The 24,068-nt window shown below is 57.5% G+C and carries 26 protein-coding genes; 15 read left to right on the top strand and 11 right to left on the bottom strand.

Going from position 1 to position 24,068, the window contains the following annotated elements; genetic code table 11:
- Positions 1–3: 3 nt before the first annotated feature.
- The 3 genes from JHC09_RS05010 (at position 4) to JHC09_RS05000 (ending at position 2,790) form a co-directional block, all read left to right on the top strand.
- Positions 4–987: an SPFH domain-containing protein gene (locus tag JHC09_RS05010; RefSeq protein WP_199531071.1), complete on the top strand. Its 984-nt coding sequence runs from the start codon at positions 4–6 to the stop codon at positions 985–987.
- A gap of 3 nt (positions 988–990) precedes the next feature.
- Entirely contained in the window at positions 991–1,440 is a 450-nt protein-coding gene (locus JHC09_RS05005; RefSeq protein WP_199531070.1) for an NfeD family protein, read from the top strand.
- 132 nt (positions 1,441–1,572) lie between these two features.
- Positions 1,573–2,790, top strand: a complete 1,218-nt coding sequence (locus tag JHC09_RS05000; protein ID WP_199531069.1) for an outer membrane beta-barrel protein — start codon at positions 1,573–1,575, stop codon at positions 2,788–2,790.
- Positions 2,791–2,793: 3 nt separating this feature from the next.
- Here the strand turns inward: JHC09_RS05000 and galU are convergent, their stop codons facing one another.
- Complete coding sequence (gene galU, locus JHC09_RS04995) at positions 2,794–3,678, bottom strand: UTP--glucose-1-phosphate uridylyltransferase GalU (protein ID WP_169194408.1); 885 nt, start codon at positions 3,676–3,678, stop codon at positions 2,794–2,796.
- 106 nt (positions 3,679–3,784) lie between these two features.
- Between galU and galE the strand changes: the two genes are divergently transcribed.
- The 3 genes from galE to JHC09_RS04980 all read left to right on the top strand — a co-directional run bounded on the left by galE (position 3,785) and on the right by JHC09_RS04980 (position 7,208).
- A complete protein-coding gene (gene galE / locus JHC09_RS04990) occupies positions 3,785–4,771 on the top strand; it encodes a UDP-glucose 4-epimerase GalE (protein ID WP_199531068.1) in 987 nt (328 codons plus the stop codon).
- Positions 4,772–4,783: 12 nt separating this feature from the next.
- A complete protein-coding gene (locus JHC09_RS04985; protein WP_199531067.1) occupies positions 4,784–5,968 on the top strand; it encodes a lytic murein transglycosylase in 1,185 nt (394 codons plus the stop codon).
- Positions 5,969–6,038: 70 nt separating this feature from the next.
- On the top strand, positions 6,039–7,208 hold the full coding sequence (locus tag JHC09_RS04980; protein WP_199531066.1) for a DUF459 domain-containing protein: 1,170 nt from the start codon (positions 6,039–6,041) through the stop codon (positions 7,206–7,208).
- 53 nt (positions 7,209–7,261) lie between these two features.
- On the opposite strand, the gene JHC09_RS04975 is transcribed toward JHC09_RS04980, so the two are convergent.
- The 7 genes from JHC09_RS04975 to rph form a co-directional block, all read right to left on the bottom strand.
- Positions 7,262–7,897, bottom strand: a complete 636-nt coding sequence (locus JHC09_RS04975; RefSeq protein ID WP_169194412.1) for a MarC family protein — start codon at positions 7,895–7,897, stop codon at positions 7,262–7,264.
- A gap of 27 nt (positions 7,898–7,924) precedes the next feature.
- Positions 7,925–8,866, bottom strand: coding sequence for a glutathione synthase (gene gshB, locus JHC09_RS04970; RefSeq protein ID WP_199531065.1), 942 nt, complete (start codon positions 8,864–8,866; stop codon positions 7,925–7,927).
- 14 nt (positions 8,867–8,880) lie between these two features.
- Complete coding sequence (locus JHC09_RS04965) at positions 8,881–9,258, bottom strand: YraN family protein (protein WP_199531064.1); 378 nt, start codon at positions 9,256–9,258, stop codon at positions 8,881–8,883.
- Positions 9,224–10,114, bottom strand: a complete 891-nt coding sequence (gene rsmI / locus JHC09_RS04960; protein ID WP_199531063.1) for a 16S rRNA (cytidine(1402)-2'-O)-methyltransferase — start codon at positions 10,112–10,114, stop codon at positions 9,224–9,226. The genes JHC09_RS04965 and rsmI overlap by 35 nt, the downstream gene beginning before the upstream one ends.
- A 71-nt stretch (positions 10,115–10,185) precedes the next feature.
- Positions 10,186–11,337: a radical SAM family heme chaperone HemW gene (gene hemW, locus JHC09_RS04955; RefSeq protein WP_199531062.1), complete on the bottom strand. Its 1,152-nt coding sequence runs from the start codon at positions 11,335–11,337 to the stop codon at positions 10,186–10,188.
- Between the two features lie 81 nt (positions 11,338–11,418).
- Positions 11,419–12,063 (bottom strand): non-canonical purine NTP pyrophosphatase, encoded by a 645-nt coding sequence (locus JHC09_RS04950; protein WP_199531061.1) that lies wholly within the window; start codon positions 12,061–12,063, stop codon positions 11,419–11,421.
- Positions 12,064–12,214: 151 nt separating this feature from the next.
- Entirely contained in the window at positions 12,215–12,931 is a 717-nt protein-coding gene (rph, locus tag JHC09_RS04945; RefSeq protein WP_199531060.1) for a ribonuclease PH, read from the bottom strand.
- Positions 12,932–13,070: 139 nt separating this feature from the next.
- Here rph and hrcA point away from each other — a divergent pair, with 139 nt between their 5' ends.
- From hrcA to JHC09_RS04930, 3 genes are all read left to right on the top strand, one after another.
- Positions 13,071–14,156, top strand: a complete 1,086-nt coding sequence (gene hrcA / locus JHC09_RS04940; RefSeq protein ID WP_199531059.1) for a heat-inducible transcriptional repressor HrcA — start codon at positions 13,071–13,073, stop codon at positions 14,154–14,156.
- A 73-nt stretch (positions 14,157–14,229) separates the two neighbouring features.
- The gene (gene grpE, locus JHC09_RS04935; RefSeq protein WP_169194420.1) at positions 14,230–14,814 is read left to right on the top strand and encodes a nucleotide exchange factor GrpE; all 585 of its coding nucleotides are present in this window, start codon (positions 14,230–14,232) and stop codon (positions 14,812–14,814) included.
- Between the two features lie 71 nt (positions 14,815–14,885).
- On the top strand, positions 14,886–15,104 hold the full coding sequence (locus tag JHC09_RS04930) for a DUF6500 family protein (protein ID WP_169194421.1): 219 nt from the start codon (positions 14,886–14,888) through the stop codon (positions 15,102–15,104).
- Positions 15,105–15,127: 23 nt separating this feature from the next.
- On the opposite strand, the gene pncA is transcribed toward JHC09_RS04930, so the two are convergent.
- Together pncA and pabB are read right to left on the bottom strand one after the other, a co-directional pair.
- The gene (pncA, locus tag JHC09_RS04925) at positions 15,128–15,763 is read right to left on the bottom strand and encodes a bifunctional nicotinamidase/pyrazinamidase (RefSeq protein ID WP_248308892.1); all 636 of its coding nucleotides are present in this window, start codon (positions 15,761–15,763) and stop codon (positions 15,128–15,130) included.
- On the bottom strand, positions 15,760–17,535 hold the full coding sequence (pabB, locus tag JHC09_RS04920) for an aminodeoxychorismate synthase component I (protein ID WP_199531057.1): 1,776 nt from the start codon (positions 17,533–17,535) through the stop codon (positions 15,760–15,762). The genes pncA and pabB overlap by 4 nt, the downstream gene beginning before the upstream one ends.
- A gap of 112 nt (positions 17,536–17,647) precedes the next feature.
- Here pabB and JHC09_RS04915 point away from each other — a divergent pair, with 112 nt between their 5' ends.
- The 3 genes from JHC09_RS04915 (at position 17,648) to dnaJ (ending at position 21,594) form a co-directional block, all read left to right on the top strand.
- Positions 17,648–17,980: a hypothetical protein gene (locus tag JHC09_RS04915; RefSeq protein ID WP_169194424.1), complete on the top strand. Its 333-nt coding sequence runs from the start codon at positions 17,648–17,650 to the stop codon at positions 17,978–17,980.
- A gap of 227 nt (positions 17,981–18,207) precedes the next feature.
- Complete coding sequence (gene dnaK / locus JHC09_RS04910; protein ID WP_182394567.1) at positions 18,208–20,115, top strand: molecular chaperone DnaK; 1,908 nt, start codon at positions 18,208–18,210, stop codon at positions 20,113–20,115.
- A 348-nt stretch (positions 20,116–20,463) separates the two neighbouring features.
- Positions 20,464–21,594, top strand: coding sequence for a molecular chaperone DnaJ (gene dnaJ, locus JHC09_RS04905; RefSeq protein ID WP_182394566.1), 1,131 nt, complete (start codon positions 20,464–20,466; stop codon positions 21,592–21,594).
- Positions 21,595–21,656: 62 nt separating this feature from the next.
- On the opposite strand, the gene JHC09_RS04900 is transcribed toward dnaJ, so the two are convergent.
- On the bottom strand, positions 21,657–22,064 hold the full coding sequence (locus JHC09_RS04900) for a hypothetical protein (RefSeq protein ID WP_199531056.1): 408 nt from the start codon (positions 22,062–22,064) through the stop codon (positions 21,657–21,659).
- Positions 22,065–22,147: 83 nt separating this feature from the next.
- Between JHC09_RS04900 and JHC09_RS04895 the strand changes: the two genes are divergently transcribed.
- The 3 genes from JHC09_RS04895 to pyrF all read left to right on the top strand — a co-directional run bounded on the left by JHC09_RS04895 (position 22,148) and on the right by pyrF (position 24,068).
- Positions 22,148–22,693, top strand: coding sequence for an NADPH-dependent FMN reductase (locus JHC09_RS04895; protein WP_199531055.1), 546 nt, complete (start codon positions 22,148–22,150; stop codon positions 22,691–22,693).
- A complete protein-coding gene (locus JHC09_RS04890; protein WP_349236514.1) occupies positions 22,693–23,301 on the top strand; it encodes a histidine phosphatase family protein in 609 nt (202 codons plus the stop codon). The genes JHC09_RS04895 and JHC09_RS04890 overlap by 1 nt, the downstream gene beginning before the upstream one ends.
- Positions 23,302–23,366: 65 nt before the next feature.
- Entirely contained in the window at positions 23,367–24,068 is a 702-nt protein-coding gene (gene pyrF, locus JHC09_RS04885; RefSeq protein WP_199531054.1) for an orotidine-5'-phosphate decarboxylase, read from the top strand.

Here is a 24,068-nt window from a genome sequence, read left to right as displayed (position 1 = left end):
GCGATGGGATTTTTGGATGAATTGGGCCTAGGCGGTTTGAACACAGTTCTAATCGCACTTGCGATACTGCTGATCATTGTCTTGTTTGCTGGCGCCAAGACCGTACCTCAGGGGTATCACTACACCATTGAGCGATTTGGCCGCTACATTCGCACACTGAAGCCCGGCCTTAACTTGATCGTGCCCTTTATCGATGTCATCGGCAAAAAGCTCAATGTTATGGAACAAGTCCTGGACGTTCCGCATCAAGAGGTGATCACACGCGACAACGCCACGGTGACGGCAAACGGCGTCACATTTTACCAAATTCTCGATGCTGCAGCAGCTGCTTACGAAGTGTCGAACTTGGAAAATGCCATCCTCAATCTGACCATGACCAACATCCGATCCGTTATGGGCTCCATGGATCTCGACGAACTTCTCAGCCATCGCGATGAGATCAATGACCGCGTGTTGCGGGTGGTGGACACCGCTGTGTCGCCTTGGGGCGTTAAAATTACCCGCATCGAAATCAAAGACATTGATCCACCCAAGGATCTTGTGGAATCGATGGGCCGCCAAATGAAAGCGGAGCGCGAAAAGCGCGCGACAATTTTGGAAGCCGAGGGCCGTCGCCAAGCTGCCATTCTCAAGGCGGAAGGCGAAAAGCAGGCGCAAGTGCTCGAAGCGGAGGGCCGCAAAGAGGCTGCCTTCCGTGACGCTGAAGCGCGTGAACGCGCGGCGGAAGCCGAAGCGCGCGCGACCCAGCTGGTGTCGGCGGCCATTGCTTCGGGTGACGTGCAGGCGATCAATTATTTTGTCGCCAATAATTACATCAAGGCCCTCGAGGGCATCGCCACCTCGCCAAACCAAAAGGTTCTGATGCTGCCCGTGGAAGCCGCCAGTGTGATCGGCTCAATCGGCGGCATTGCCGAAATCGCCCGCGAAGCCTTTGGCTCGGGTTCGTCCCAGCCCCGCGGCACTGGTCGTCCTCCAAACGCGGGTTAAGACATGAACCTTGTTGCTCTTATCGCTAGCTTTGGACCATGGAGCTGGATGGTTTTTGGCCTTGTTTTGCTCGGCCTTGAGTTGGCAGTGCCGGGCGGCTTCCTCATTTGGTTCGGTGTCTCCGCCCTTGTCATCGGGGCGCTGACGCTGGTGGTTGCGGTCAGTTGGCCCCTCCAATGGCTGGCATTCGCGGCCCTCTCTTTGAGCGCGATTTTCATCTGGACCAAGAGTGCAAAGCGTCGGCAGGCACACAGCGACAAACCACTGCTCAATCAACGGACTGACCAGTTGATCGGGCAAACAGGGCTCCTCTCTGAACCGATCATCAGCGGCTTGGGCCGAATGCATATCGGCGATACGGTTTGGCGTGTCTCTGGGCCTGACTTGACCACCGGGAGCAAGGTGCGCGTGGTTGGAGCCGACGGTAATATCCTCAGAGTGGAAGCGTTTTAGGCCCGTCTCAACCAGTATTTAACCATGACGTGTAAGGGTTCGTAAGGGGCATGGCAGGGATTTCTCGGCGCGGTCGAAGAGACGCCCTGCCTGACGGCGGAGCCATGCGTTTTGTTGGTAAAGAAGCTGAATTTGACACTGGTCGCATTGGCACCGTGCCTGTGCGCGGGGTCAGTGCTTGCCGACCCCATTGGTGACGACCGCCTACAGCCGGGGCTTTACCCGGCTGCGCCTACAAGCTTTGTCCCGACAGATGAGGGTGAGCGCCCCTTTGAGATAGACTGGTCACTCGGTCTAAGGGGCACGCAGATCTCCTCCAGCGATGGCAATAGTTTTAGCGCCCACCTGCGCCCAGAGCTCGATTTGCGCAGCCTGGGCAATTTGGTTGATACTCATATCAATGCCCATGTCGAATTGGCGCGCGGCAGTGACCCGCAGATCACCCCAACCACCGCGGCACTTTCGGTTACGGCTGGTTCGCCGTTGAACGAAAACACGCGGGTGCAGGGCCAGGCCGGCCTAAAATTCGATCGTGAATTGCTCGGCACACCCGGCTTTGATCCTCAAATTATTCGACCCGCAGATATCACCACCGGCCATATTGATGCTGGCATGGCTCATCGCTTTGGTCAGTTCAATCTCAGGCTCAATGGCCAGATAGAGCGCGTTGCCTATGGGGCGACCGAGAGGCGCGACACGGGCACAACCGATAATTCCGATCAGAACCGATGGAGCGCGGAGGGCACGCTGCGCCTCGGCTATCAGATCACCCCAATTGTTGAAGTCTTTGGCGAAGGCCAGCTCGGCCGCCATTGGTTTGACCAGGCAGGGAAAAGCTCCGGCGAGTTCGCGGATGCCTACACGCGCAGCGTCAAAATGGGCGTGAGCGGGAGCTGGCAAGAGCGGATTACCGCCCATGCCGCCGTTGGCATTGGCCAATACATATTCACCGCGGCGACGCAGCCGGAAGTGACGGCCCGTCTCTATGAAGCTGGCGTGACTTGGAAGCCTGATCCAACCCTGAGCGTTACTGGCCTTTTGGCGCGCAATATCGAGCCGACAGGGGCGGATAGTGCCGGTTCTGTGCGCGTGATTGATAGCGCAAAGCTGTCGGCCAGCTATCAGGTCACCAGCGCACTGGCGTTGCGCACCAGTAGCGAGCTCGCACAGTCACGCGTTGAGAATAGTGGCGAGACTGAAGATCGCCGCAGTGCGGGCCTCGGGGCCGATTATGGCCTCAACACGCGCACAAAACTTAGCGCCGATTACAATTATGCCCACCGCACCAATAGCGCGACGGGCACATTTGATAGTCATCAGCTGAGCGTCGGTGTGACGCTCAAGCGGTAGTGCTTAAAGCTTGTCGCTCAGATCGAGCGCCCGCAGCTCCTCAAGGAAACCAGCGCGGATGTCTTCACGGTCGAGCGCGAAGACGACGTTGGCCGTAAGGAAGCCCAGCTTAGAGCCACAGTCGAACACCTTGCCTTCGTACTTTACGCCGGTGAACTTCTGCTGGCCCATGAGGGTCTGCATCGCGTCGGTGAGCTGGATTTCCCCACCCGCACCGCGTGGCTGTTCAGCCAAAAGCGAGAAGATTTCTGGCTGCAGAATATAACGGCCGGAGATGAAGAGATTGGACGGGGCTTCTTCGCGCTTTGGCTTTTCAACCATTCCGCTGATCGCAAAACCCTTGTCATCGCCATCGCCTCGAACAACAACGCCATAGGACGAAACATCGTCCCAAGCGCATTCTTCAACGCCGATGACATTGCCGCCGGTTTCTTCGTACGCGTCCATCATCTGACGCAACACGCCCGGCTTGGCGCGGAAAATCATATCGGGCAGCAGCAGCGCAAATGGCTGGTCACCAACGATATCGCGCGCACACCACACCGCATGGCCAAGGCCGAGCGGTTCTTGCTGGCGGGTAAAGCTGGTGCGACCGGCAGAGGGCAGGTCCTTGCGCAACTCTTCCAAAGCCGCATTCTTGCCGCGGCTTTCAAGTGTGGCTTCAAGTTCAAATTGACGATCAAAATGGTCTTCGATCACAGCCTTGTTGCGACCGGTCACGAACACAAAATGCTCGATACCAGCTTCTCGCGCCTCATCCACGGCATATTGGATCAGGGGGCGGTCAACGACCGTCAGCATTTCCTTAGGCATGGCCTTAGTGGCGGGCAGGAAACGCGTGCCAAGTCCGGCAACAGGAAAGACAGCGGTACGTACACGCTTGGTCACGTGGGCACTCCAAATGAATTCTTAGGGGTAGTCGGCATAAAACTTTACAGCTATCTGCCACAGGATAAGTTTTAAAACTAGCGTTTCGCCATAGGAGAGAGCTTTCATGGCCGTTCTGGTTACTGGGGGCGCCGGCTATATCGGCAGCCACATGGTCCTCAATCTCGCTGATGCTGGCGAAGACGTTGTGGTCTTGGATAATCTTGTTACCGGCTTTGACTGGGCCATTGATGCTCGGGCGAAGTTCGTTGAAGGGAACGCAAACGACATTCCTTTCGTCATATCGCTGATCGAAAAATATGGCATTACGGAGATCGTTCACTTCGCCGGCTCTATTGTCGTGCCGGAATCGGTGACCAATCCCCTAAAATACTACGCCAACAACACGTCTACTTCGCGCAGCCTGATTGAGGCTGCGGTCAAGGGTGGCGTGAAACACTTCATCTTCTCCTCGACCGCCGCAGTCTACGGCATGACCGGACTTGCACCGGTTGTCGAAAATACACAGCTCAACCCGATGTCGCCCTATGGTCGCTCGAAGCTCATGACCGAGTGGATGCTCGCCGACGTCGCCGATGCGCATGACATGACCTATGGCGTCCTGCGCTATTTCAACGTTGCTGGTGCGGATCCGGGCAAGCGTTCGGGTCAGTCAACGCCTGAGGCCACTCACCTCATCAAGGTCGCGTGCCAAACGGCGCTTGGTCAGCGTGAGAAAATGAACATTTTCGGCACTGACTACGAAACACCGGATGGCACCTGTGTTCGGGACTATATTCACGTTACCGACCTGATCAGTGCCCATGCCTTGCTGCTCAAGCATCTGCGTTCAGGTGGCGAAAGCACAACCCTGAACTGTGCATATGGTCGAGGCTATTCCGTCCGTGAAGTCGTCGACACCGTGCGCAAGGTTTCGGGCGTCGACTTCGTTGCCGAAGAAGGCCCACGCCGTGCGGGCGACCCGGCGTCCATCACAGCAACTGGTGAAAAAGTGCGTCAGCTTCTCGGCTGGGTGCCACAACACGACGATCTCAACGAAATCGTCGAAACAGCCTATGCTTGGGAACGTCACTTGATGACGCGAAACCGCTAAAGGAGCGTTCCCATGCGTTTGGCGATTGTGATCTGGTTGATTTGTACCGGCGCCACACTCGCCCAACCAAGGGAGAGCTTTGAGCAGTTTATCGGTGAATTCCGCGCAGAGGCGCTGGCCCAAGGGGTCAGCGCCTCTGTCTATGATAGCGCCACTGCGGGGCTCACGCCGGACCCCAACGTGCCCAATCTGGTGGCGAGCCAGCCAGAGTTCACGACGCCGGTCTGGGACTATCTCGATCAGCGCATATCCAATAACCGCGTTGAGCGGGGCCGGGCGGCTATGGCCCGCCAAAACGATCTGTTCCAAAGCGTGGGAGCCGCCTCCGGCGTCGATCCTTACGTGCTCGGTGCGATCTGGGGCATGGAAACCGATTATGGCGCTGTGCTCAGTCAGACAAAGCTGATCCGCCCCATTGTCCGTTCGCTCGCAACAGTTGTCTGGCAAAGACGCGTTCGTTTTGCCGAGGACAAGGCCGATTTCATCGCGGCGCTCAGGCTAGCCGAGCGCAATGGCGGTGTTTCTCCGATGGGGTCCTGGGCCGGGGCGATTGGCCATCTCCAAGTGAACCCCAGCAATGTTCTTGCCCATGGTAAAGATGGGGACGGCGACGGGCAGGTCGATCTCCATAACTCGCTTGCCGATGCTCTTGTCACCAGCGCGATCTATCTGCGCGCGCTCGGCTACCAGCCCGGCATGGACTGGGGCTTTGAGGTGGACGTGCCGGAAGGGTTCGACTATCTGCTCGCGACACGTGACGAGCTTCGCCCAATCCGTTTCTTTGCCGAACGCGGCATTTCGCGCGTTGCTGGGCGGCAATTTCAATCGCTCGAAACGCCGGTCTTTCTCTACGTTCCAGCAGGCCATACGGGTCCCAAATTTCTGCTCACCGCCAATTACCTTGCCTTCAAAGGCTATAATTTCTCCGACAGCTATGCCCTAGCCATTGGCCATCTCACCGACCGGCTCAAAGGCGGGGGCAATCTTGCCACGAACTGGCCACGCAATACGCAATTTCCCAATCTCGCCCAGCGTCAGCACATCCAGCAAAAACTGAAAGAGCTTGGCTATTATGACGGCATTGTTGACGGCCGCATCGGGCCGGTGACGCAGGCTGCCTATGCGCGATTTCAGGCAGCGCAAGGCCAACGCGCCGACGGCTTTGTCACGCGCGCCAGTTATGAGGCACTGCGCTAAGCCAAGAAGCGCATGGTCTTGAGCCAAGCGCCTATGCTAAACTGGCGACGAAAATTGCAGTGAGAGGCCGATGAAGCGGCTAGGCGTATTTGTAGTGCTCTTGAGCATTGTCGTTCTCGACACCGCACCCGCTTGGGCGCAGGTGATCGGGGACGAGCGGATTGTTATTGCCCAGCAGGAACAGCCCCGGCGCCGCACGCTTTTTGATCTGTTGTTTGGTGAGGAGCCCGCTGCGCCGCCGCCGGTCCAACGAACACAGCCACGCCGCCAAGCTGCGCCAACCCCGCCGCCGCCACCGCCCAAGCCTGTGGTCGTCAAAAGTGTAGACGCTACGCGCTTGGCCGTTTTCGGCGACAGCCTTGCCATTGATTTGGCAAAGGCGCTCGAACGCCACTACGCAGAAGATCCAAACCTTGTGGTCCTTGATGAAGGCGTCAGCGCTTCAGGGTTTGTGCGGGCGGATTTCTTTGATTGGGGTGCAAAGATCAGCAGCGCAATTGCCGAAAATAGCTTCGACGTGGCCGTTATCAGCATTGGCGTCAACGATCGCCAAGAGTTTCCCGGCGCTGCTTCCGACAACATTGTTCTCTCACCAAACTGGTCGGCCAGCTATCAGGCGCAGTTAAATCAATTTCTGAGCCAGCTCAGGAGCGCTCGCAAACCTGTTCTCTGGGTTGGTTTACCGCCTATGGAGCGCAGTCAATATTCTGCCGACATCGCCCAGATCAATGCCCTGCAACGCATGGCGGCTTTCTCTGGCGGCGCAGAGTTCATCGATATTTTTGACCGCTTCTTGAGCGAAGATGGCCGCTACTCCGCGTTCGGGCCGGATCTCAACGGGCAGAACGCACGCATGCGTAAAGACGATGGCATCCACTTTGCCAATGCGGGCGCCGACAAGATCGCGTTTTACGTCAGCCAAAGTCTCAGCGTGTTTTATCGCGGCGGTACCATTACCCTTGCGGCTGTCGACCCGCTCGCAGGCACAGACGCCGCCTTAATGCAGCGCCCGCCTTATCAGGGCCTCGGTCAAATCCGGTTGCTGGAAGTTGCCGGCCCCGTGCTTCCGCTTGGGCGCCTAGCCCAGCGCGCCAACAGTTTGATGGACCTGAGCGCTACACACACGGCACCAGCCTTCACCCTTGAGCAGCTGATGGATGCTCCGCACGGCCGAGTGGATGACTTTGGCTTGGGCTATGATCCAGCCGAGCGGGCGCGCAGTGAGACCGAAGCGCTCTAAGGCCCTGGTCATGATGCGTCCCGTGCACCACGACCGGCGTTCAAGGAGTTGGGTTAGCTAGCCACCACACCCAATAGTCCGCTGGTGCGCACACCATCGAAGATAAACTGCACGGCAAGGGCTGCCAAAAGCACCCCGACCACACGGGTGACCACTGCAAGCCCGGTGATACCGAGCAGGCGCTGGATCGGGATAGCGACCAGCAAGGTGAGCCAGGCCGCCAGCATAATGGCGACGATAGCCGCAACAACCATCCAGAACGCCAAACGATTGTCGGCTCCGGTCGTCAGCAGGATGACGGCACTAATAGCGCCGGGACCGCTCAACAGCGGCATCGCCAGTGGGAAGACCGAAATGTCGTTGGACTGACGGGCTTCGTTTTCTTCTTCGGAGGTGGTGCCCGTCGCGCCGGAATGGCGAGCAAACACCATGTCGATCGCAATCAACAGCAGCAGTATGCCACCTGCCGTGCGCAGCGCCGGAATGGTGATGCCGAAGACTTCGAGAATGGAATTGCCGAGGAAGGCAAAGCACAAAAGAATGCCCAGCGCGATGAGCACACCGCGCGTGGCAAAAATCCTGCGTTCCGCAGGCGTATTATCTTTGGTCAGCGCCGCAAAGATAAAGGGAATGTCGGCGACACCCACGGTTGCGAAGAGGGTGACGAAAGCGACCAGAAAAACATCCATGAGCCTTCGCCCCCTTCACAAAAACGCTTAGCGACGCTTTTCGATTGCGTCCCAGATCATGGCCGTAATATCGGGGCCACCAAAGCGCTTGATTTCACGCAGGCCGGTGGGCGAGGTGACATTGATCTCGGTGAGATAGCCGCCGATGACGTCAATGCCAACGAAGATCATGTCACGAGCCTTCAGCGCTGGCGCAATGGCCGCGCAGATTTCCAGCTCACGTTCGGTCAGCGGGGAGAGTTCCGGACGACCGCCAACATGCATGTTGGAGCGCGCTTCGCCCTCTGCCGGCACGCGGTTGAGACCCATGACAGGCTCACCATCGATGATGATGATGCGCTTATCGCCCTTGCGCACATCGGGCAGGTAACGCTGGACCATGAAGGGTTCACGATACTTGTCTTCGAACAGCTCAAGAAGGCTGGCGAGGTTTTGATCGTTTTCCTGAATGAGGAAGACGCCAGCGCCACCATTGCCGTAGAGCGGCTTGACGATGATATTGCCGTGCTCCGCGCGGAACGCTTCGATCTCAGCGCGATCGCGAGTGATCAGCGTTGGCGGCATCAGCTCGGGGAATTCGGTGACCAGAATTTTCTCTGGCGCATTGCGCACCGCCGCTGGCGGATTGACCACCAATGTCTTGGGGTGAATGCGCTCAAGCATATGGGTGATGGTGATGTAGTTCATGTCGAACGGCGGATCTTGGCGCATCAGCACCACGTCCTGGGTCGACAGATCAATGCGGCTGGCCGCACCGAGCTCAAAATGCTCCCCCTTATCGGCGTCAATGACCTTGATCGGCTGGACCAAAGCGCTGAGCACATTGTCCCGCAGCGCCAGAGTGTCGGCGGTGTAGTGCACCAGTTCATGGCCGCGCGATTGCGCCTCCAACATCATAGCAAAGGTGCTGTCACCCTTGGGATTGATGGTTGAGACGTGATCCATTTGGACGGCGACTTTGAGGGACATGAGCAAATCTCGCACTAGAAAGCGTTGATGAGATGAACCGGCAAACGGCCGGGTGCAAGGAAAATTACGTCAAAGCGGCAATCTTGGCCCGCTTCGTGTGGGTGGCGCATGAGCCAATATTCTGCGCCGCGCGTAATGCGGTCTCGGTTAACAGCTTCGCTGGCCTCAAGATAATCCGAGAACTTTGCCCGCGCCTTGACCTCGATGAAGATCAAGGTTTTGGACTTTTCGGCAACAATGTCGATCTCGCCGACAGGGGTTTTGTAGCGGCGATTGCGAATGCGATAGAATTTGAGACGCAAATAGAGCGCCGCCAGCGCCTCACTGCGCTGGCCAAATTTCTCGGCCAGAATGCTCTTATTCCGACTGCGCCTTGATCGCGAGGGCAGCATCGTAAACCTCCTTGCGCTTCAAATTGAAACGCGCGGCGATGTCATCGACGGCGGCACGCAGGGGCGCATCGGCCATGGCTTGGGTCAGTGCTGCCTGCCAATCTTCTGCCGCGGGGGCGGTTGGCTCGCTCGCACCGGATACCACAATAACAGCTTCGCCCTTGGTGTCATCTTCGGCGAACTGTTGAGCCAATTCGGAAAGATGCCCGCGAAACGTGCGCTCGAAGCGCTTGGTCAGCTCCAGAGAGACCGAAGCCTGACGGTCGCCAAACACTTCCGCCATGGAGGCGAGCGTGTCTGCGATGCGGCGGGGGCTTTCGTAAAAAACCAAGGTTTCACGTGAATCCTTCAGGCGACCGAGCGCATTGGCACGCGCACCGGCCTTGGGCGGCAGGAAGCCATGGAAGGCAAAAGCATCGGTTGGCAGGCCCGCCACCACCAAAGCCGAAAGCAATGCCGAGGCTCCGGGAATGGGGAAGACCGGCAGGTTCTGTTCAGCCAAGACGCGGATGAGCGGAAAGCCCGGATCGGAGAGCAGGGGGGTGCCTGCATCAGAAATGAGAGCGATGACCGCGCCCGCACGAATGCGGTTGGCGATATCTTCGGCCTTCTCGCGCTCATTGTGCTCGTGAAAGGCGACGCGGCGGGCGCGGATACCAAAATGATCAAGCAGCTTTGCCGAGGTGCGAGTGTCCTCGCAGAGGATCGCGTCGGCAGCCGCCAGAGTTTCGAGCGCACGAATGGTGATATCGCGAAGATTGCCAATGGGGGTCGCGACGACATAAAGCCCCGGCAACAAGGGCGGCGCGTCAAAGCTACTGCCGGCAATAAAGAAATTCTTGCTGGTCTCACTCATGACAGCGCCTTTTATGAATAGTCAAAACTTGGAGCAGGTGAGGGCGCGGGGCGCCATCACCCAAAAAGGTTTTACGCTGCGAGATCGGCGACAACAGCGTCGAGAACAGGAAAACCCTTCTCAGTGACGCGCAGATTGCCGTTGGGGAGCGTTTCGAGGAAGCCATAGCCCTTCAAAACCTCGATCTGCCTTTCCGCCAGACCACGGCCGGAAATGGCCATGAAGCGCGACGGAGAAATGCCTTCCTTAAGGCGCAGCCCCATGACGAGATATTCGTCGCCCTGTTCTTCCCAGCTCAGCACATCATTGGTGACCATGCCGTGGCCGTGTTTTTCCGTCAGGTCGAGCCACTGCCATGGCATTTTCTCGCAGGCTGTCGCGTAGCGCTGATGATTGACCATCAGACGACCATGTGCGCCCGGACCAATGCCAGCATATTCGCCATAACGCCAATAGAGCATGTTATGGCGACTTTCCTGACCGGGCACAGCATGGTTGGAAATCTCATAGGCGGGCATGCCAGCAGCCGACGTCAGCTCCTGGGTCATCTCATAAAAATCCGCGCCGAGATCTTCATTCGGCATGATGAGTTTACCGGCATTATAGAGATCGTAGTAGCGCGTGCCCTGCTCAATGGTGAGCTGGTAAAGGCTCAGGTGACCATCGGCCAACCAGATGGCTTCCTTGAGCTCATCTTCCCAATCTTCAAGCGTCTGCTTAGGACGCGCGTAGATCAGATCAAAGCTCGATCGATCGAAAATCGACTGCGCGATACGCACAGCGGCAATGGCTTCTTCGACAGAGTGGCGACGGCCCAATTCGGCCAGCGGACCAGGGCGCAGCGACTGTACGCCGAGCGACACGCGATTAACGCCAGCCGCACGGAAGCCGCGGAAGCGATCCACCTCAACACTGGTTGGGTTGGCCTCCAAGGTGATTTCGGCATTGCTGTCGATCTGCCACTCATTGGAGATGGCATCCAAAATCGTGCCAACGGCCTTTGGCGACATCAGCGAAGGCGTGCCACCGCCAAAGAAAATCGACTGCACCAGACGGCCGGGCGTGAGCGAACCCATATGGGCGATCTCACGCTTATAGCCTTCAACGAAGGCATCTTCGTCAAAGGGGCCGCGATGCACATGCGAGTTGAAATCGCAGTAGGGACATTTGGAGGCACAGAAAGGCCAGTGCACATAAATGCCGAAGAGATCATTCCCGTTCATGGTCGAACGCCTCGCATAATGCACCGATCCGCCCCGCCCATCGGGGACAGAAGAATTGTTACTGCCCAGACATTGGTCTGACTAGGCATGCTCTATCTGGTTCTCAACGAATTGGGCAAAGGCCCGCGCACGATGGGAAAGACCAGTTTGACCGGGAGACCAAGAGTGCTTCACCTCAGGCGCCATTTCGCCAAAAGTGATGTCATGGCCATCGGGCATGAACATCGGGTCATAGCCATGACCGACATCGCCGCGTGGCGGCCAGATCAACGTCCCTTCGCATTTGCCAACAAAAAGCATATCGCGGCCATCGGGATGGGCGAGACAAAGCGTGGCATTAAAAGAGCCACGACGCTGGCCGGGAGAGCCCGCGCCAGCGGCCTGCAAGGCATCTTCCACGCGCTTCATGGCGCGATTGAAGTCGCGCGGCACACCAGCCCAATCGGCTGTGTAGACACCCGGATCGCCATTGAGCGCGTCGACGCAAAGCCCGCTGTCGTCGGACAGAGCCAACATATTGGCGCCCGTCGCCGCAGCATGAGCCTTGGTGCGCGCGTTTTCGGCAAAGGTGGTGCCGGTTTCTTCTGGCTCCGGCAGGCCCAAATCGCCCGCCGACACCAGAGCCAAACCAAAGGGCTCAAACAATTCGCGGAATTCTTTGAGCTTGCCCGCGTTATGGGTCGCGATGCAAAGACGATCACCGGGGCGAAGACGAGGGATGGTCATTTCTTTGTACCTTCGAGTGCGCGGACGATGTCATTCCATACGCGAGAATTGTGAGCGGAAAAATGGCGTTCGCCATTGGGCCGCGCCGCCTGCTCAGGGCGAGCAGGACGGTCCGCAAGACGAAACGGTAGCTTCTTCCGCAACCAGTGCATTATTGACCCAGAACTGCGCGCTGCTGCGCGGAAAGTTCGGTAATGCCCTTTTCGGCCAGACCCATAAGGGCTTCCAGCTCCGAGCGGTCGAACGGAGCGCCTTCAGCAGTGCCCTGAATTTCGACAAACTTGCCCGAACCGGTCATGACGAAGTTGGCATCCGTTTCCGCTTCAACGTCTTCGAGATAGTCGAGATCGAGAACCGGGGTGCCGCGATAAATGCCGCAAGAAACCGCTGCGATACTGTCCTTGAGAACCTTGCCCTTGGTCAGCTTGCGCTCTTCCATCCAGGCGACGGCATCAACCAGTGCCACATAAGCGCCCGAGATGGCTGCGGTACGGGTGCCGCCATCGGCTTCAAGCACGTCACAATCGAGAGTGATCTGAGCTTCGCCGAGCGCTGCCAAATCTACAACAGCGCGGAGCGAGCGACCGATGAGACGCTGAATTTCTTGGGTGCGGCCTGTCTGCTTGCCGGCTGTGGCTTCACGACGATTGCGCGAACCGGTGGCGCGGGGCAGCATGCCGTATTCAGCTGTGACCCAGCCCTGACCCTTGCCACGCAGCCAACCCGGAACGCTGGTTTCAACCGAAGCAGTGCACAAAACTTTGGTGTTGCCGAAGGTTACAAGGCACGAGCCTTCTGCTTTCATGGAGACCTTACGTTCAAAGGTCACCGTACGCATATCTGAAGGCTGTCGACCGGAGGGGCGCATATTTTGTCCGCTAGAAAATGGTGTTAACCGCCTCTTAACCTCCAACGGCCCCACTCACAAGCTGCGGCAGCTTGGCGCTTGGGGAGGAAGAGCTTAAATGAGAGTACAGGGTTAAAGCGAAAGATTTAGCATAAAAGCCATGACCAGACCGGCAGAAGACTTCCTTAGCGTGCTCAACACGCGCTCCCAGGAGATTTTTCGCACCCTCGTCGAGCGCTATCTCGACACTGGTGTGCCCGTGGGGTCGCGTGATCTTAGCCGACTTTTGCAGGTGGAGCTTTCCCCCGCTTCTGTCAGAAATGTGATGGCAGACCTTGAAGACCTAGGTCTTATTGCGGCGCCACACACCTCCGCTGGCCGTGCGCCAACCCAGCAAGGCCTGCGCTTTTTCGTCGACTCCATGCTCGAAGTGGGCGCGGTGGATGAAGATGAGCGCGGCCGGATAGCCCGCCAGATGGAACACACTGCCGGGCGCGGGCAGGTTGAGGACATGCTGACGGAAGCCTCCTCCCTCCTCTCCGGCCTTAGCCACGGCGCTGGCGTGGTTATTGCCACCAAGGCCGATATGGTGCTGCGGCATATCGAATTTGTGCGCCTCGATAATTCACGGGCCATGGCAATCATGGTCGGCGAAGATGGGCAGGTCGAAAACCGTATCCTTGAATTGCCACCCGGCTACGCCGCTAGCTCCTTGCAGCAGGCGGGCAATTATCTCTCCAATTACATTGTCGGGCGCACTTTGGCGGAAGCCAAAAAGCTGCTCAATGAGCGACGCGATGAACAACGCGCCGAATTGGACGAGCTCACACAAAAACTCGTCGACGCTGGCATTGCGACCCTGTCCACCCCTCCGTCGGGCAATGCTCCCACGGTGATCGTTCGCGGCCGCGCCAATCTCATCAATGACACCATGGCCAGCGACGAGTTGGCACGGATGCGGCAATTGTTCGATGAGCTGGAAAGCAAGGACGGATTGCTCGATCTCTTGGGCGATGCGGAGCGCGGGCAGGGTGTCCGTATTTTCATCGGCTCAGAGAATAAGCTCTTCTCCCTCTCCGGCTCTTCGGTGATTCTCTCGCCCTATAAGGATGCCAATGATCGGATCGTTGGCGTCTTGGGCGTTATCGGACCAACGCGATTGAACTATGCACGGATTGTCCCCGTTGTGGACTACACGGCCAACGTCATTTCCGCGATGATTGCGCGTAAGCGCGCAGCGCGGTGAGTGAGAGCTTGAATTACCGTCTCGCTTGACCGATATGCGGGACAGAAAGTTTTAACGAACGGAAGAAGACACAATGAGCGACGAAAACGCCGCCCAGGGCGAAAATCCGGAAGTCGAGATCCCGACCACCGAAACCGCTCCAGAAGTCGATCCCGTTGAGGCATTGCAGGCGGAAAACGCCGACCTCAAGGACCGCGTTCTGCGTACCATTGCGGAAATGGAAAACCTGCGTAAGCGCACGGAGCGCGAAGTCGCTGACACCCGCACCTACGCCATTGCTGGATTTGCTCGCGATATGCTGAGCGCCACCGACGCGCTGTCGCGCGCGCTGCTGGTCATCCCAGCCGATGTCCGTGAGAGCGCTGAAGGTTCACTCAAGAGCCTCATCGAAGGCATTGAGCTGGCTGAACGCGAAACCAACCGTCTTCTTGCCAAGCATGGCGTCAAGCCGATCGAGGCCGCTGGCCAGAAGTTTGATCCGCATAAGCATCAGGCGATGTTCGAAGTGCCGAACCCGGCCGTTCCAGAAGGCACGATCGTGCAGGTCGTTCAGGAAGGCTTTGCCATTGGCGAGCGCGTTCTGCGCCCAGCCATGGTTGGTGTTGCCAAGGGCGGTCCAGCGGCTGAAGCAGGCGACGCGATCGACAAGAACGCTTAAGCGCTCTGTCTTCACACTTGAAAGGGCGCCATGGGGTGCCCTTTTTTATGTATCCAGCGAACGGACTATCAATGACACCGGCACTGCGTGAAAAAGCCATCGCGGTGTGTACCGCCAAGATCGCACAAAAGGGAGAGGGCGTTGGCCTCTCGTTTTATGCGTTTTTCGCCAACCGCAATGATACGCCTGATCTGCTGATGGAAATGGCGACGTGGTGGATAAAAACCCACCGCCTTGATCATTTTGTCAAAGCGACCACGATCAAGGCGATGCTCATTGCCGAACGATAATCAGCTTAGTTTCACGTGAATCCTTAGCTGATTAGCTCCACTGACGTGATCCGCGTCACACCCGCTTCTTCCAAATCAGCCCAAGCCTTGTCGAGCGAACCATTGGCATCAATGGCGCGGGTGGCGTCTTCGATAACAAAAGTCTCAAAACCGCCAGCGGCAGAATCAATAGCCGTCCAGGCCACGCAAAAATCGGTGGCGAGGCCAACCACGAAGACCCGGCTCAAATTGCGTTCGCCGAGATAGCTGGCGAGGCCGGTTAGCGTTGTGCGATCCGCTTCCTGAAAGCCCGAATAGCTATCGATGGCGCGATTAAAGCCTTTGCGGATAATCATTTGCGCGTGTGGGATGTCGAGAACAGCCGAAATTTCGGCGCCGCGCGTGCCCCATATGCAGTGGTCCGGCCACAAGACCTGTGTTCCATAATCCAGATCTACCGTTTCAAACGGCGCCTTGCCCGCATGCTGGCTGGCAAAGGAGACATGATCGGCAGGGTGCCAGTCTTGCGTCAGCACGACATTGGCAAACTTCTTGGCCAAGGCGTTGACCACTGGAATGATCGCATCACCATCGGCAACGGCGAGACTGCCACCGGGCAGAAAATCATATTGCACATCGACAACGACCAGAACGTCGTCGGATTTGATTTCAAAGCTCATGCCTTGCCCCTTACCCATTCGGCGCGGATAAGACCGCGCACGGAATTGCCGAGATAGATTGCATCAGCCGTTTCGAGATCGGCAAGGGTGAGGATGGCTTCTTCCGCCTTCCCGCTCGCCAAAACTTCTGCCCGCAATGTTCCCGGCAACAAGCCGGAGCTCAGGGCAGGGGTCAGCAGCCGACCATCCCGCTCGATGAACAGATTGGTAAAAGAGCCCTCGGTCAGCTCGCCGCGCTCATTGGTGAAAACCAATTCATCCAAGCCACGCTCATCATGGGCGCGCTTTTTCGGTTCATCATAAAAGGCGCGATTGGTGGTTTTGTGCGCGACCCAAACCGATGACGATTGTAAAACGTCGCTGGCGATATCGAAGCGAAAAAGGCTCGGACTCGGAGGTAGAGCCACCGCGGTCAAATCGAGCCCAGCTGCAGAAAGCGTGAAACGAACCCGCATGGGCTGCATCCAAGCGCTGGCTTTGTCGTCGAGGAGTTTTTCAATCGCATCGGCTTCTACCGGCAAGCCAAAATATTCAGCCGAGGCAAGCAGACGCTCAACATGGCGCTGTCGCAGCACGAAGCCTTCTTCCGGGCTCCACTTAAAAGTTTCGATTAGGGTCACCGGCTCGGCCAGGTCAGCCAGAAACTGCAATTTGAGCAAAGCCTCCTGATATTCGTCTTCGGCAACGCTGTCGGCAACAATGCCCCCGCCAACGCCGATCTCACCCTTACCCGCTGCGTCAATAACCGCGGTACGGATGGCGACGTTAAAACTGAAATCGCCATTTGGAGCGATAAAGCCGATAGAGCCCGTATAAACGCCCCGCGCGCCATCCTCGACCTCATGGATAATTTCCATGGCCCGCAATTTTGGGGCTCCGGTGATAGAGCCGCATGGAAAGAGATTTTCGACAGCACCAATAGCGGTCATCTGAGGAAGTAGGCGTGAAACAATGCCCGAAGTCATCGTGTGCAGCGTGCGATAGGTCTCGACCGTAAAAAGGTCTGTCACCCGCACCGAGCCGATCTCAGAAATCCGCGCCATATCATTGCGCAAGAGATCAACGATCATCAGATTTTCAGCGCGGTTTTTCTCGTCGCTCTGCAAGCGAGCGCGATAGGCCGCGTCGTCAGCGGCGCGGGGTGAGCGTTTTAAAGTCCCCTTCATCGGCCGCGCGCTGAGCGCGCCATCTTTTGCCGAGATGAACAGCTCCGGTGAGGCCGAGAGAATTTTGTGGTCACCCGCATCGATATAAGCGCCAAAGGCGGTGGGCTGGCTTTGCACAAGGCTGCGATAAAAACCCAGACTATCGCCAACCAAATCAAACTCAGCCTTAAGGGTGAGGTTGATCTGATAGACGTCGCCCGCCTCGATATAGTTTTTCACCCGAGCGAATGCTGATTTGTAGGTGTGGAAATCGGTTCGAGGGGCCAAGCGTGCGGCTGCGCCCACAGGCGCTGCTGATAAAAGCGCGTTGACGGAATCTTGTGTAAGATATTTCGGGGCGTCATACACGCCAAACCAGAGCAGCGGGGACGCAGAATGCGCAGGCAAAAAGCCGCGCAAACGCTCCTCAAAGCCATAACCCATTTCATAGGCAAAATAGCCGGCCAGCCAGAGGCCCTGCGCCTGCAGTTCGGTCATCTCCGCCATGACCAATAGCGCCTGATCATAGCTATGGGCGCTCAGCACGCGGTAGGGCGCTGAAAATAAAAGGCTCTTACTGTCTGCGTGAGCGCTGTCCTGCAACAGCACTGTGCCTTTTGAAATCATGACGCCTTCTAAAAGATTTCTCGGCCGTCCGATACTGCCCCCCTTGGCACCGTTTTGCGAAAATGGCAAAAGACGACGCGATTTTTCATGTCTATTTTCCGGAGAGTTTTATATGGCCAAGAATATCTTAGCCGCCATTGGTGCTGTCGCACTCCTGGCCGCTGCTACCCCTGCAATGGCAGAAACTGTTGAGTTCCAAATCATCAACAACAGCTCCATTGACCTGCATTATTTCTACACCACCCCGTCCAATGAAGACTCTTGGGGTGAAGATCTGCTCGAAAACCTCGGAGTACTCGAAGCGGGCTTTGAAGCCACCGCCACCATCGGTGATGGTTCGGACCAGTGCCTTTATGACTTCAAGTTTGTTGGCGCAGAAGAGGAAGAGCTGATCGTCAACGAAGTCGATATCTGTTCGCTGGCAAGCTACACGCTCCAAGACTAAGCGGTAAAAGGACCCGAGTAATCCACCGGGTCTTCCACTGATTGTGCGGGGACGAAAATCATAACGCCCCCGCGCTTGAAGCCCTCGCCACACCCCCCTATATACGGCCCTAGGCCCCGAACGGGGCACTGATCCAGAACCTACGAGGGACCCCGGCCCCGAAGGGCCAGAAGTTGCTTTCGTTGCAAAGGACTTCACGGCGGGTTCGCTGAAAGAGAGGCTAGAGAATGGCTAAAGTTATCGGCATCGACCTCGGTACGACCAACAGCTGCGTCGCCGTCATGGACGGCAGCAACCCGAAGGTTATCGAGAACGCAGAAGGCGCACGCACCACGCCATCTATGGTTGCGTTTTCCAAGGACGGCGAACGTCTGGTCGGTCAGCCGGCTAAGCGCCAGGCCGTTACCAACCCAGAAAACACCCTGTTCGCTGTCAAGCGCCTGATCGGCCGTCGTTTCGACGACAAGATGGTCGAAAAGGACAAGGGTCTGGTTCCGTTCAAGATCGCACGCGCAAGCAATGGCGACGCATGGGTTGAAGCTTCGGGTGAGCAGTACTCCCCAAGCCAGGTTTCGGCCATGATCCTGCAGAAGATGAAGGAGACCGCTGAGGCTTACCTCGGCGAGACCGTCACTCAGGCAGTCATCACCGTTCCGGCTTACTTCAACGACAGCCAGCGCCAGGCCACCAAGGACGCAGGCAAGATTGCCGGCCTTGAAGTTCTGCGCATCATCAACGAGCCGACTGCAGCTGCGCTTGCATACGGCCTCGACAAGAAGAATTCGGGCACTATCGCGGTCTATGACCTTGGCGGCGGTACCTTCGACGTGTCGATCCTCGAAATCGGCGATGGCGTCTTCGAAGTGAAGTCGACCAATGGCGACACCTTCCTCGGCGGTGAAGACTTTGACATGCGTCTGGTCGACTACCTTGCTGACGAGTTCAAGAAGGAACAGGGGATCGATCTGCGTTCGGACAAGCTTGCTCTGCAGCGCCTCAAGGAAGCTGCTGAAAAGGCAAAGATCGAACTCTCGAGCGCCACTCAGACCGAAATCAACCTGCCGTTCATCACGGCAGACGCTTCCGGTCCAAAGCACCTGACACTCAAGCTCTCGCGCTCCAAGCTCGAAACGCTGGTTGAAGACCTCATCCTGCGCACCATCGAGCCATGCAAGAAGGCGATGAAGGACGCGGGTCTGACCGCTTCGCAGATCGACGAAGTCGTTCTCGTTGGCGGTATGAGCCGCATGCCTAAGGTCCAGGAAGCTGTAAAGCAGCTGTTCGGCAAGGAACCACACAAGGGCGTAAACCCTGACGAAGTTGTGGCCCTTGGCGCAGCAATTCAGGGCGGCGTTCTGCAGGGCGACGTTAAGGACGTTCTGCTGCTCGACGTGACCCCGCTCTCGCTCGGCATTGAAACTCTGGGTGGCGTGTTTACCCGTCTTATCGACCGTAACACCACCATCCCGACCAAGAAGAGCCAGACCTTCTCGACCGCCGAAGACAATCAGTCGGCTGTGACCATCCGCGTGTTCCAGGGTGAACGCGAAATGGCTGCAGACAACAAGCTCTTGGGCAATTTCGACCTCGCCGGCATCCCACCAGCACCACGTGGCGTCCCGCAGATCGAAGTGACCTTCGACATCGACGCCAACGGCATTGTGAACGTGTCCGCTAAGGACAAGGGCACTGGCAAGGAACACCAGATCCGTATTCAGGCATCGGGTGGTCTTTCGGACGCTGACATCGAGCAGATGGTCAAGGACGCAGAAGCCAATGCTGAAGCCGACAAGCGCAAGCGCGAATCGGTTGAAGCCAAGAACCAGGGTGAATCGCTCATCCACTCGACCGAAAAGTCCCTTAAGGACTACGGCGACAAGGTTCCTGCTGCTGACAAGACCGCGATCGAAACCGCGATCACCGATCTGCGCGCTGTCATCGACGGCGACGACGCAGAACTGATCAAGGAAAAGACCAATGCTCTGGCAGAAGCGTCCATGAAGCTGGGCGAAGCCATGTACAAGGCTTCGCAGGCTGAAGCTGAAGCCAAGGCCGCTGGTACTGCTGACGACAACGATGACGACATCCTCGATGCCGACTTCGAAGAAGTAAACGACAGCGACACCAAGAAGTAAGAATAACTTCGACGGCGTTTTTGAAGGCTCGGTGGCAACACCGGGCCTTTTTTTGTTTTTGGGTTTTGGCCCGCTGCCCACGTCAGCGCGCTCGGCTTCAGGACCTGCCTACCGCAGATCCCAAGCCATTTTGGGCGACGGGTGCTCGCACAGGCCATCGCTATAGTTTCACGTGAATCCGTTTTGGACAAAAAGACAAAAGCCTGCGCCGGTTGATCGCAGCCTTACCCCTTGCTAAGACGCATACAACTGCCCATATCGGCAGTACTCGCCGGGATGACACCGGCTGTTTCAGTTTCAAGTCCAGCGCGACGACCACGACCGGCGCGATCCAGGAGATAGACTACCTTGGCCAAACGCGACTTCTACGAGGTGCTCGGCGCACAAAAGGGTGCCGATGATGCCGCCCTCAAGAGCGCTTATCGCAAGCTCGCCATGCAATTTCACCCGGACCGCAATCCGGGCAACGCAGAGGCTGAAGCCAAGTTCAAAGAAATCAACGAAGCCTATGACACGCTAAAGGACCCGCAGAAGCGTTCGGCCTATGACCGCTTTGGTCATGCCGCGTTTGAAAACGGCGGTGGTCGTGGCGGTGGCGGATTTGGTCCGGAGTTCAACTCCTCCATGTCCGATATTTTTGAAGACATCTTCGGTGACTTCATGGGCGGTGGTCGTCGCGGTGGCGGCGGTTCGGCCAAAACACGCGGCTCGGATCTGCGCTACAATCTCGAGATCTCGCTTGAAGAAAGCTTTGAGGGTCGCACGGTTGAAATCGACGTGCCAACGCTTGCTGGCTGCGACACCTGCGATGGTTCGGGCGCTAAGCCTGGCACCGGCACCCACACCTGCCGCCAGTGTAACGGCCATGGCAAGGTGCGTGCAGCGCAGGGCTTCTTCACCATCGAACGCACCTGCCCAGTGTGTAGCGGCCGTGGCGAGATGATGGACCAGCCGTGCACCGATTGCGGTGGTCAGGGCCGTCGCCAGCAGAGCCGTAAGCTTTCGGTCGATATTCCAAAGGGTATTGAGGACGGCACCCGCATTCGCCTCGCCAATGAAGGTGAAGCTGGGGTCCGCGGTGGTCCTCCAGGCGACCTCTATATCTTCGTCTCCACCCGTCCGCATGATCTGTTCCAGCGCGATGGTGCCGATCTTTACGCACGTATCCCGATCTCAATGACCACAGCAGCGCTGGGCGGCGAGTTCGAAGTGCCGACCCTCGACAATAGCCGCGCCAAGGTAAAGGTGCCCACAGGCACGCAGCCGGGCCAGCGGGTTCGCCTTAAGGGCAAGGGCATGCCGGTTCTGCGCAGCAAGGATGTTGGTGATCTCTACGTGCAGCTCGATATTGAGACGCCGCAGAACCTGTCCAAGCGCCAGCGCGAGCTCCTGGAAGAATTTGCCAAGCTCGAAACCAGCGACACCAGCCCAACCTCGGGTGGCTTCTTCGACAAGCTCAAGAAAATGTTCGACGCATAAAAACGTCCAAAACCAAAGGCGGCCCACGGGTCGCCTTTTTTGTTGTCGGTTGAGAAGAGCTGCTAGCCTTGCCCCATCTGGCTCATGTCCATGTACATATATTCCCAGACATGGCCGTCGAGATCGGCAATGGCGCGGGAATACATAAAGCCAAGATCCTGCACCGGGCGATATTCGCTGCCACCTGCAGCAAGTCCAGCCTCAGCAATTTTGTCGACGTCAGCCCGGCTTTCGCGCGACAAAGCATAAAGAGCGGAGGTCGAGGATTTCGTGTCAGAGATGGGATTGGGGGAGAAGAAGCGGAACTTGTCATGGGTCAGCAGCATGACAAAAATCGTCTCGCTGATCACCACACAGGCCGCAGTCTCGTCTGTGAATTGCGGATTATGTGCAAACCCCAGAGCACGATAATAAGCCATAGCGGCTGGTAGGTCGCGCACCGGCACATTGATGAAGATCATTTCAGGCATAACGGCTTCCTCGCATTTTTCTCCTCGAGCGATGGAACATCCGAGCTGCCCAAACGTCTCGATAGAGGTTTTAGGAATTCACAATGAAGACAGCACTCACTCTTTCCGGCTCTATTCGCGCCGGTTCGTATAACCAAAAACTGCAGCACATCGTCAGCGATAAGCTGAGCCAAGCAGGGGTGGAGGTCAATGCACTCAATCTCGGCGACTTCCCAATGCCGATTTTCAATGAAGACTTAGAGCCGGACAATGTTCCGGAGGCAGCCGTTAAACTCGCCCAGCTTTGGCGCGAGGCCGACATTATTTTCATCGCCAGCCCAGAATATAACGGCTCGCACACCCCGCTTTTGGTCAACACTCTGGCCTGGCTCTCGCGCCAAAGTCCAAGCCCCTTCCGTCACGCCACTTTTGGCATCGGCGGCGTCAGCTCGGGCAAGTATGGCACGCTGTGGAGCCTCAGCCACCTCCGCGAGTCATTGACCAAGGTCGGCGCTTTGGTCGTGCCAACACTTTTGGGCATCGGTCCGGCCAGCCAAGCGTTTGACGAGGCGGGCAATCTCACAGAAGCTGGCGTGATCAAAAAGATCGATACCATCGTCACCGAGATGACCCACTTCAACCGAGGCTAATCATTCGCGCTCTATACATCACCCACCCGCAGGTTGAGATCGATCCAGATGTTGCCGTCCCCCAATGGGGGCTTTCGTCTGTCGGTCGGGACCGCGCGCAACACTTTGCGCAACGCAATCTTCTGCCAAGCTCGGCACAGATATTTTCGAGCGCGGAGCGCAAAGCCATTGAGCTGGCTCACATCATCGGTGCGCCCTTGGGCGCGGAGATCATTTCCCATGCCAGCATGGATGAGAATGATCGCTCCGCCACGGGGTTTCTGGCCGGGCCGCTCTTTGAGGAGCACGCCAACCAATTCTTCGCACACCCAGATCAAAGTGTTGCCGGGTGGGAGAGAGCGGTTGATGCGCAGGCCCGGATTGTGTCGGCCATCCGGACCGCCATCGCCTTTGCCGAACCCGATCGCTCCCTGATCTTTTGCGGCCATGGTGGCGTTGGAACACTTCTCAAGTGCCACCTTGGCAGGCTCCCGATTTCTCGCAGCCAAGATCAGCAGTATCTGGGCGTCACAGGTGGCGGCAATTGCTTCATCTTTGATCCGCACGCCGAGACGCTGGAATCCGATTGGATGGCTATGGAAAGCCTCCCAGCGTCTTGGACGGAGTGACGCCTTGTCGGCAAAAGCGATTTGGTCCATACAGCCACCAACACTAGACATCGCGGAGTTTTACAATGGCTGGCCATCTCATCGTGGGTCTTGACGTCCCGACGCGTGCACGCGCTGAAGAGATCGTTTCGCTCCTCGGCGATAGCGTTGAGTACTACAAGATTGGCTATCAGTGCTTTTATGGCGCCGATGGTTTTGCGCTCGGCAAAGAGCTGATCGCTGCCGGCAAGAAGGTCTTCTTTGACCTCAAGCTCCTCGACATCGACAACACCATCGAAAAGGGCGTGGCCGCGATTGCGGAAACCGGCGCAGCAATGCTGACCGTCCATGCCTATCCCAAAACCATGCGCTCGGCCGCTAAGGCTGCAGCAGGCTCGCCCCTCTGCGTGCTCGGCGTGACCGTGCTGACCTCGATGGACGATGTTGATCTGCGCGAAGCCGGTTATGAACGTGACGCCGTCGGTCTAGTCGCGCAGCGTGCTGAACAGGCAAGGGCTGCTGGCATTGGTGGCATCGTGGCCTCGGCGCAGGAAGCGGCCATGGTACGCCCCATCCTGGGCCCCAAAATGGCCATCGTAACGCCAGGCATTCGCCCATCCGGTGCCCCTCTGGGCGACCAGAAGCGTGCCATGACCCCGGGCGCAGCACTCGATGCTGGTGCGACCCATCTTGTCGTCGCGCGTCCAATCATAGAAGCTGCCGATCCGGCCGCAGCTGCCAAGGCAATTCTTGCAGAAATGAACGGCCCTCGCATCAGCTTGGCCTAA

The sequence above is a fragment of the Devosia sp. MC532 genome, from assembly GCF_016461625.1.
Classification (GTDB): domain Bacteria; phylum Pseudomonadota; class Alphaproteobacteria; order Rhizobiales; family Devosiaceae; genus Devosia.
Note: the sequence above shows the minus strand (reverse complement) of the source record. Positions and strands in the feature narration are given on the sequence as shown.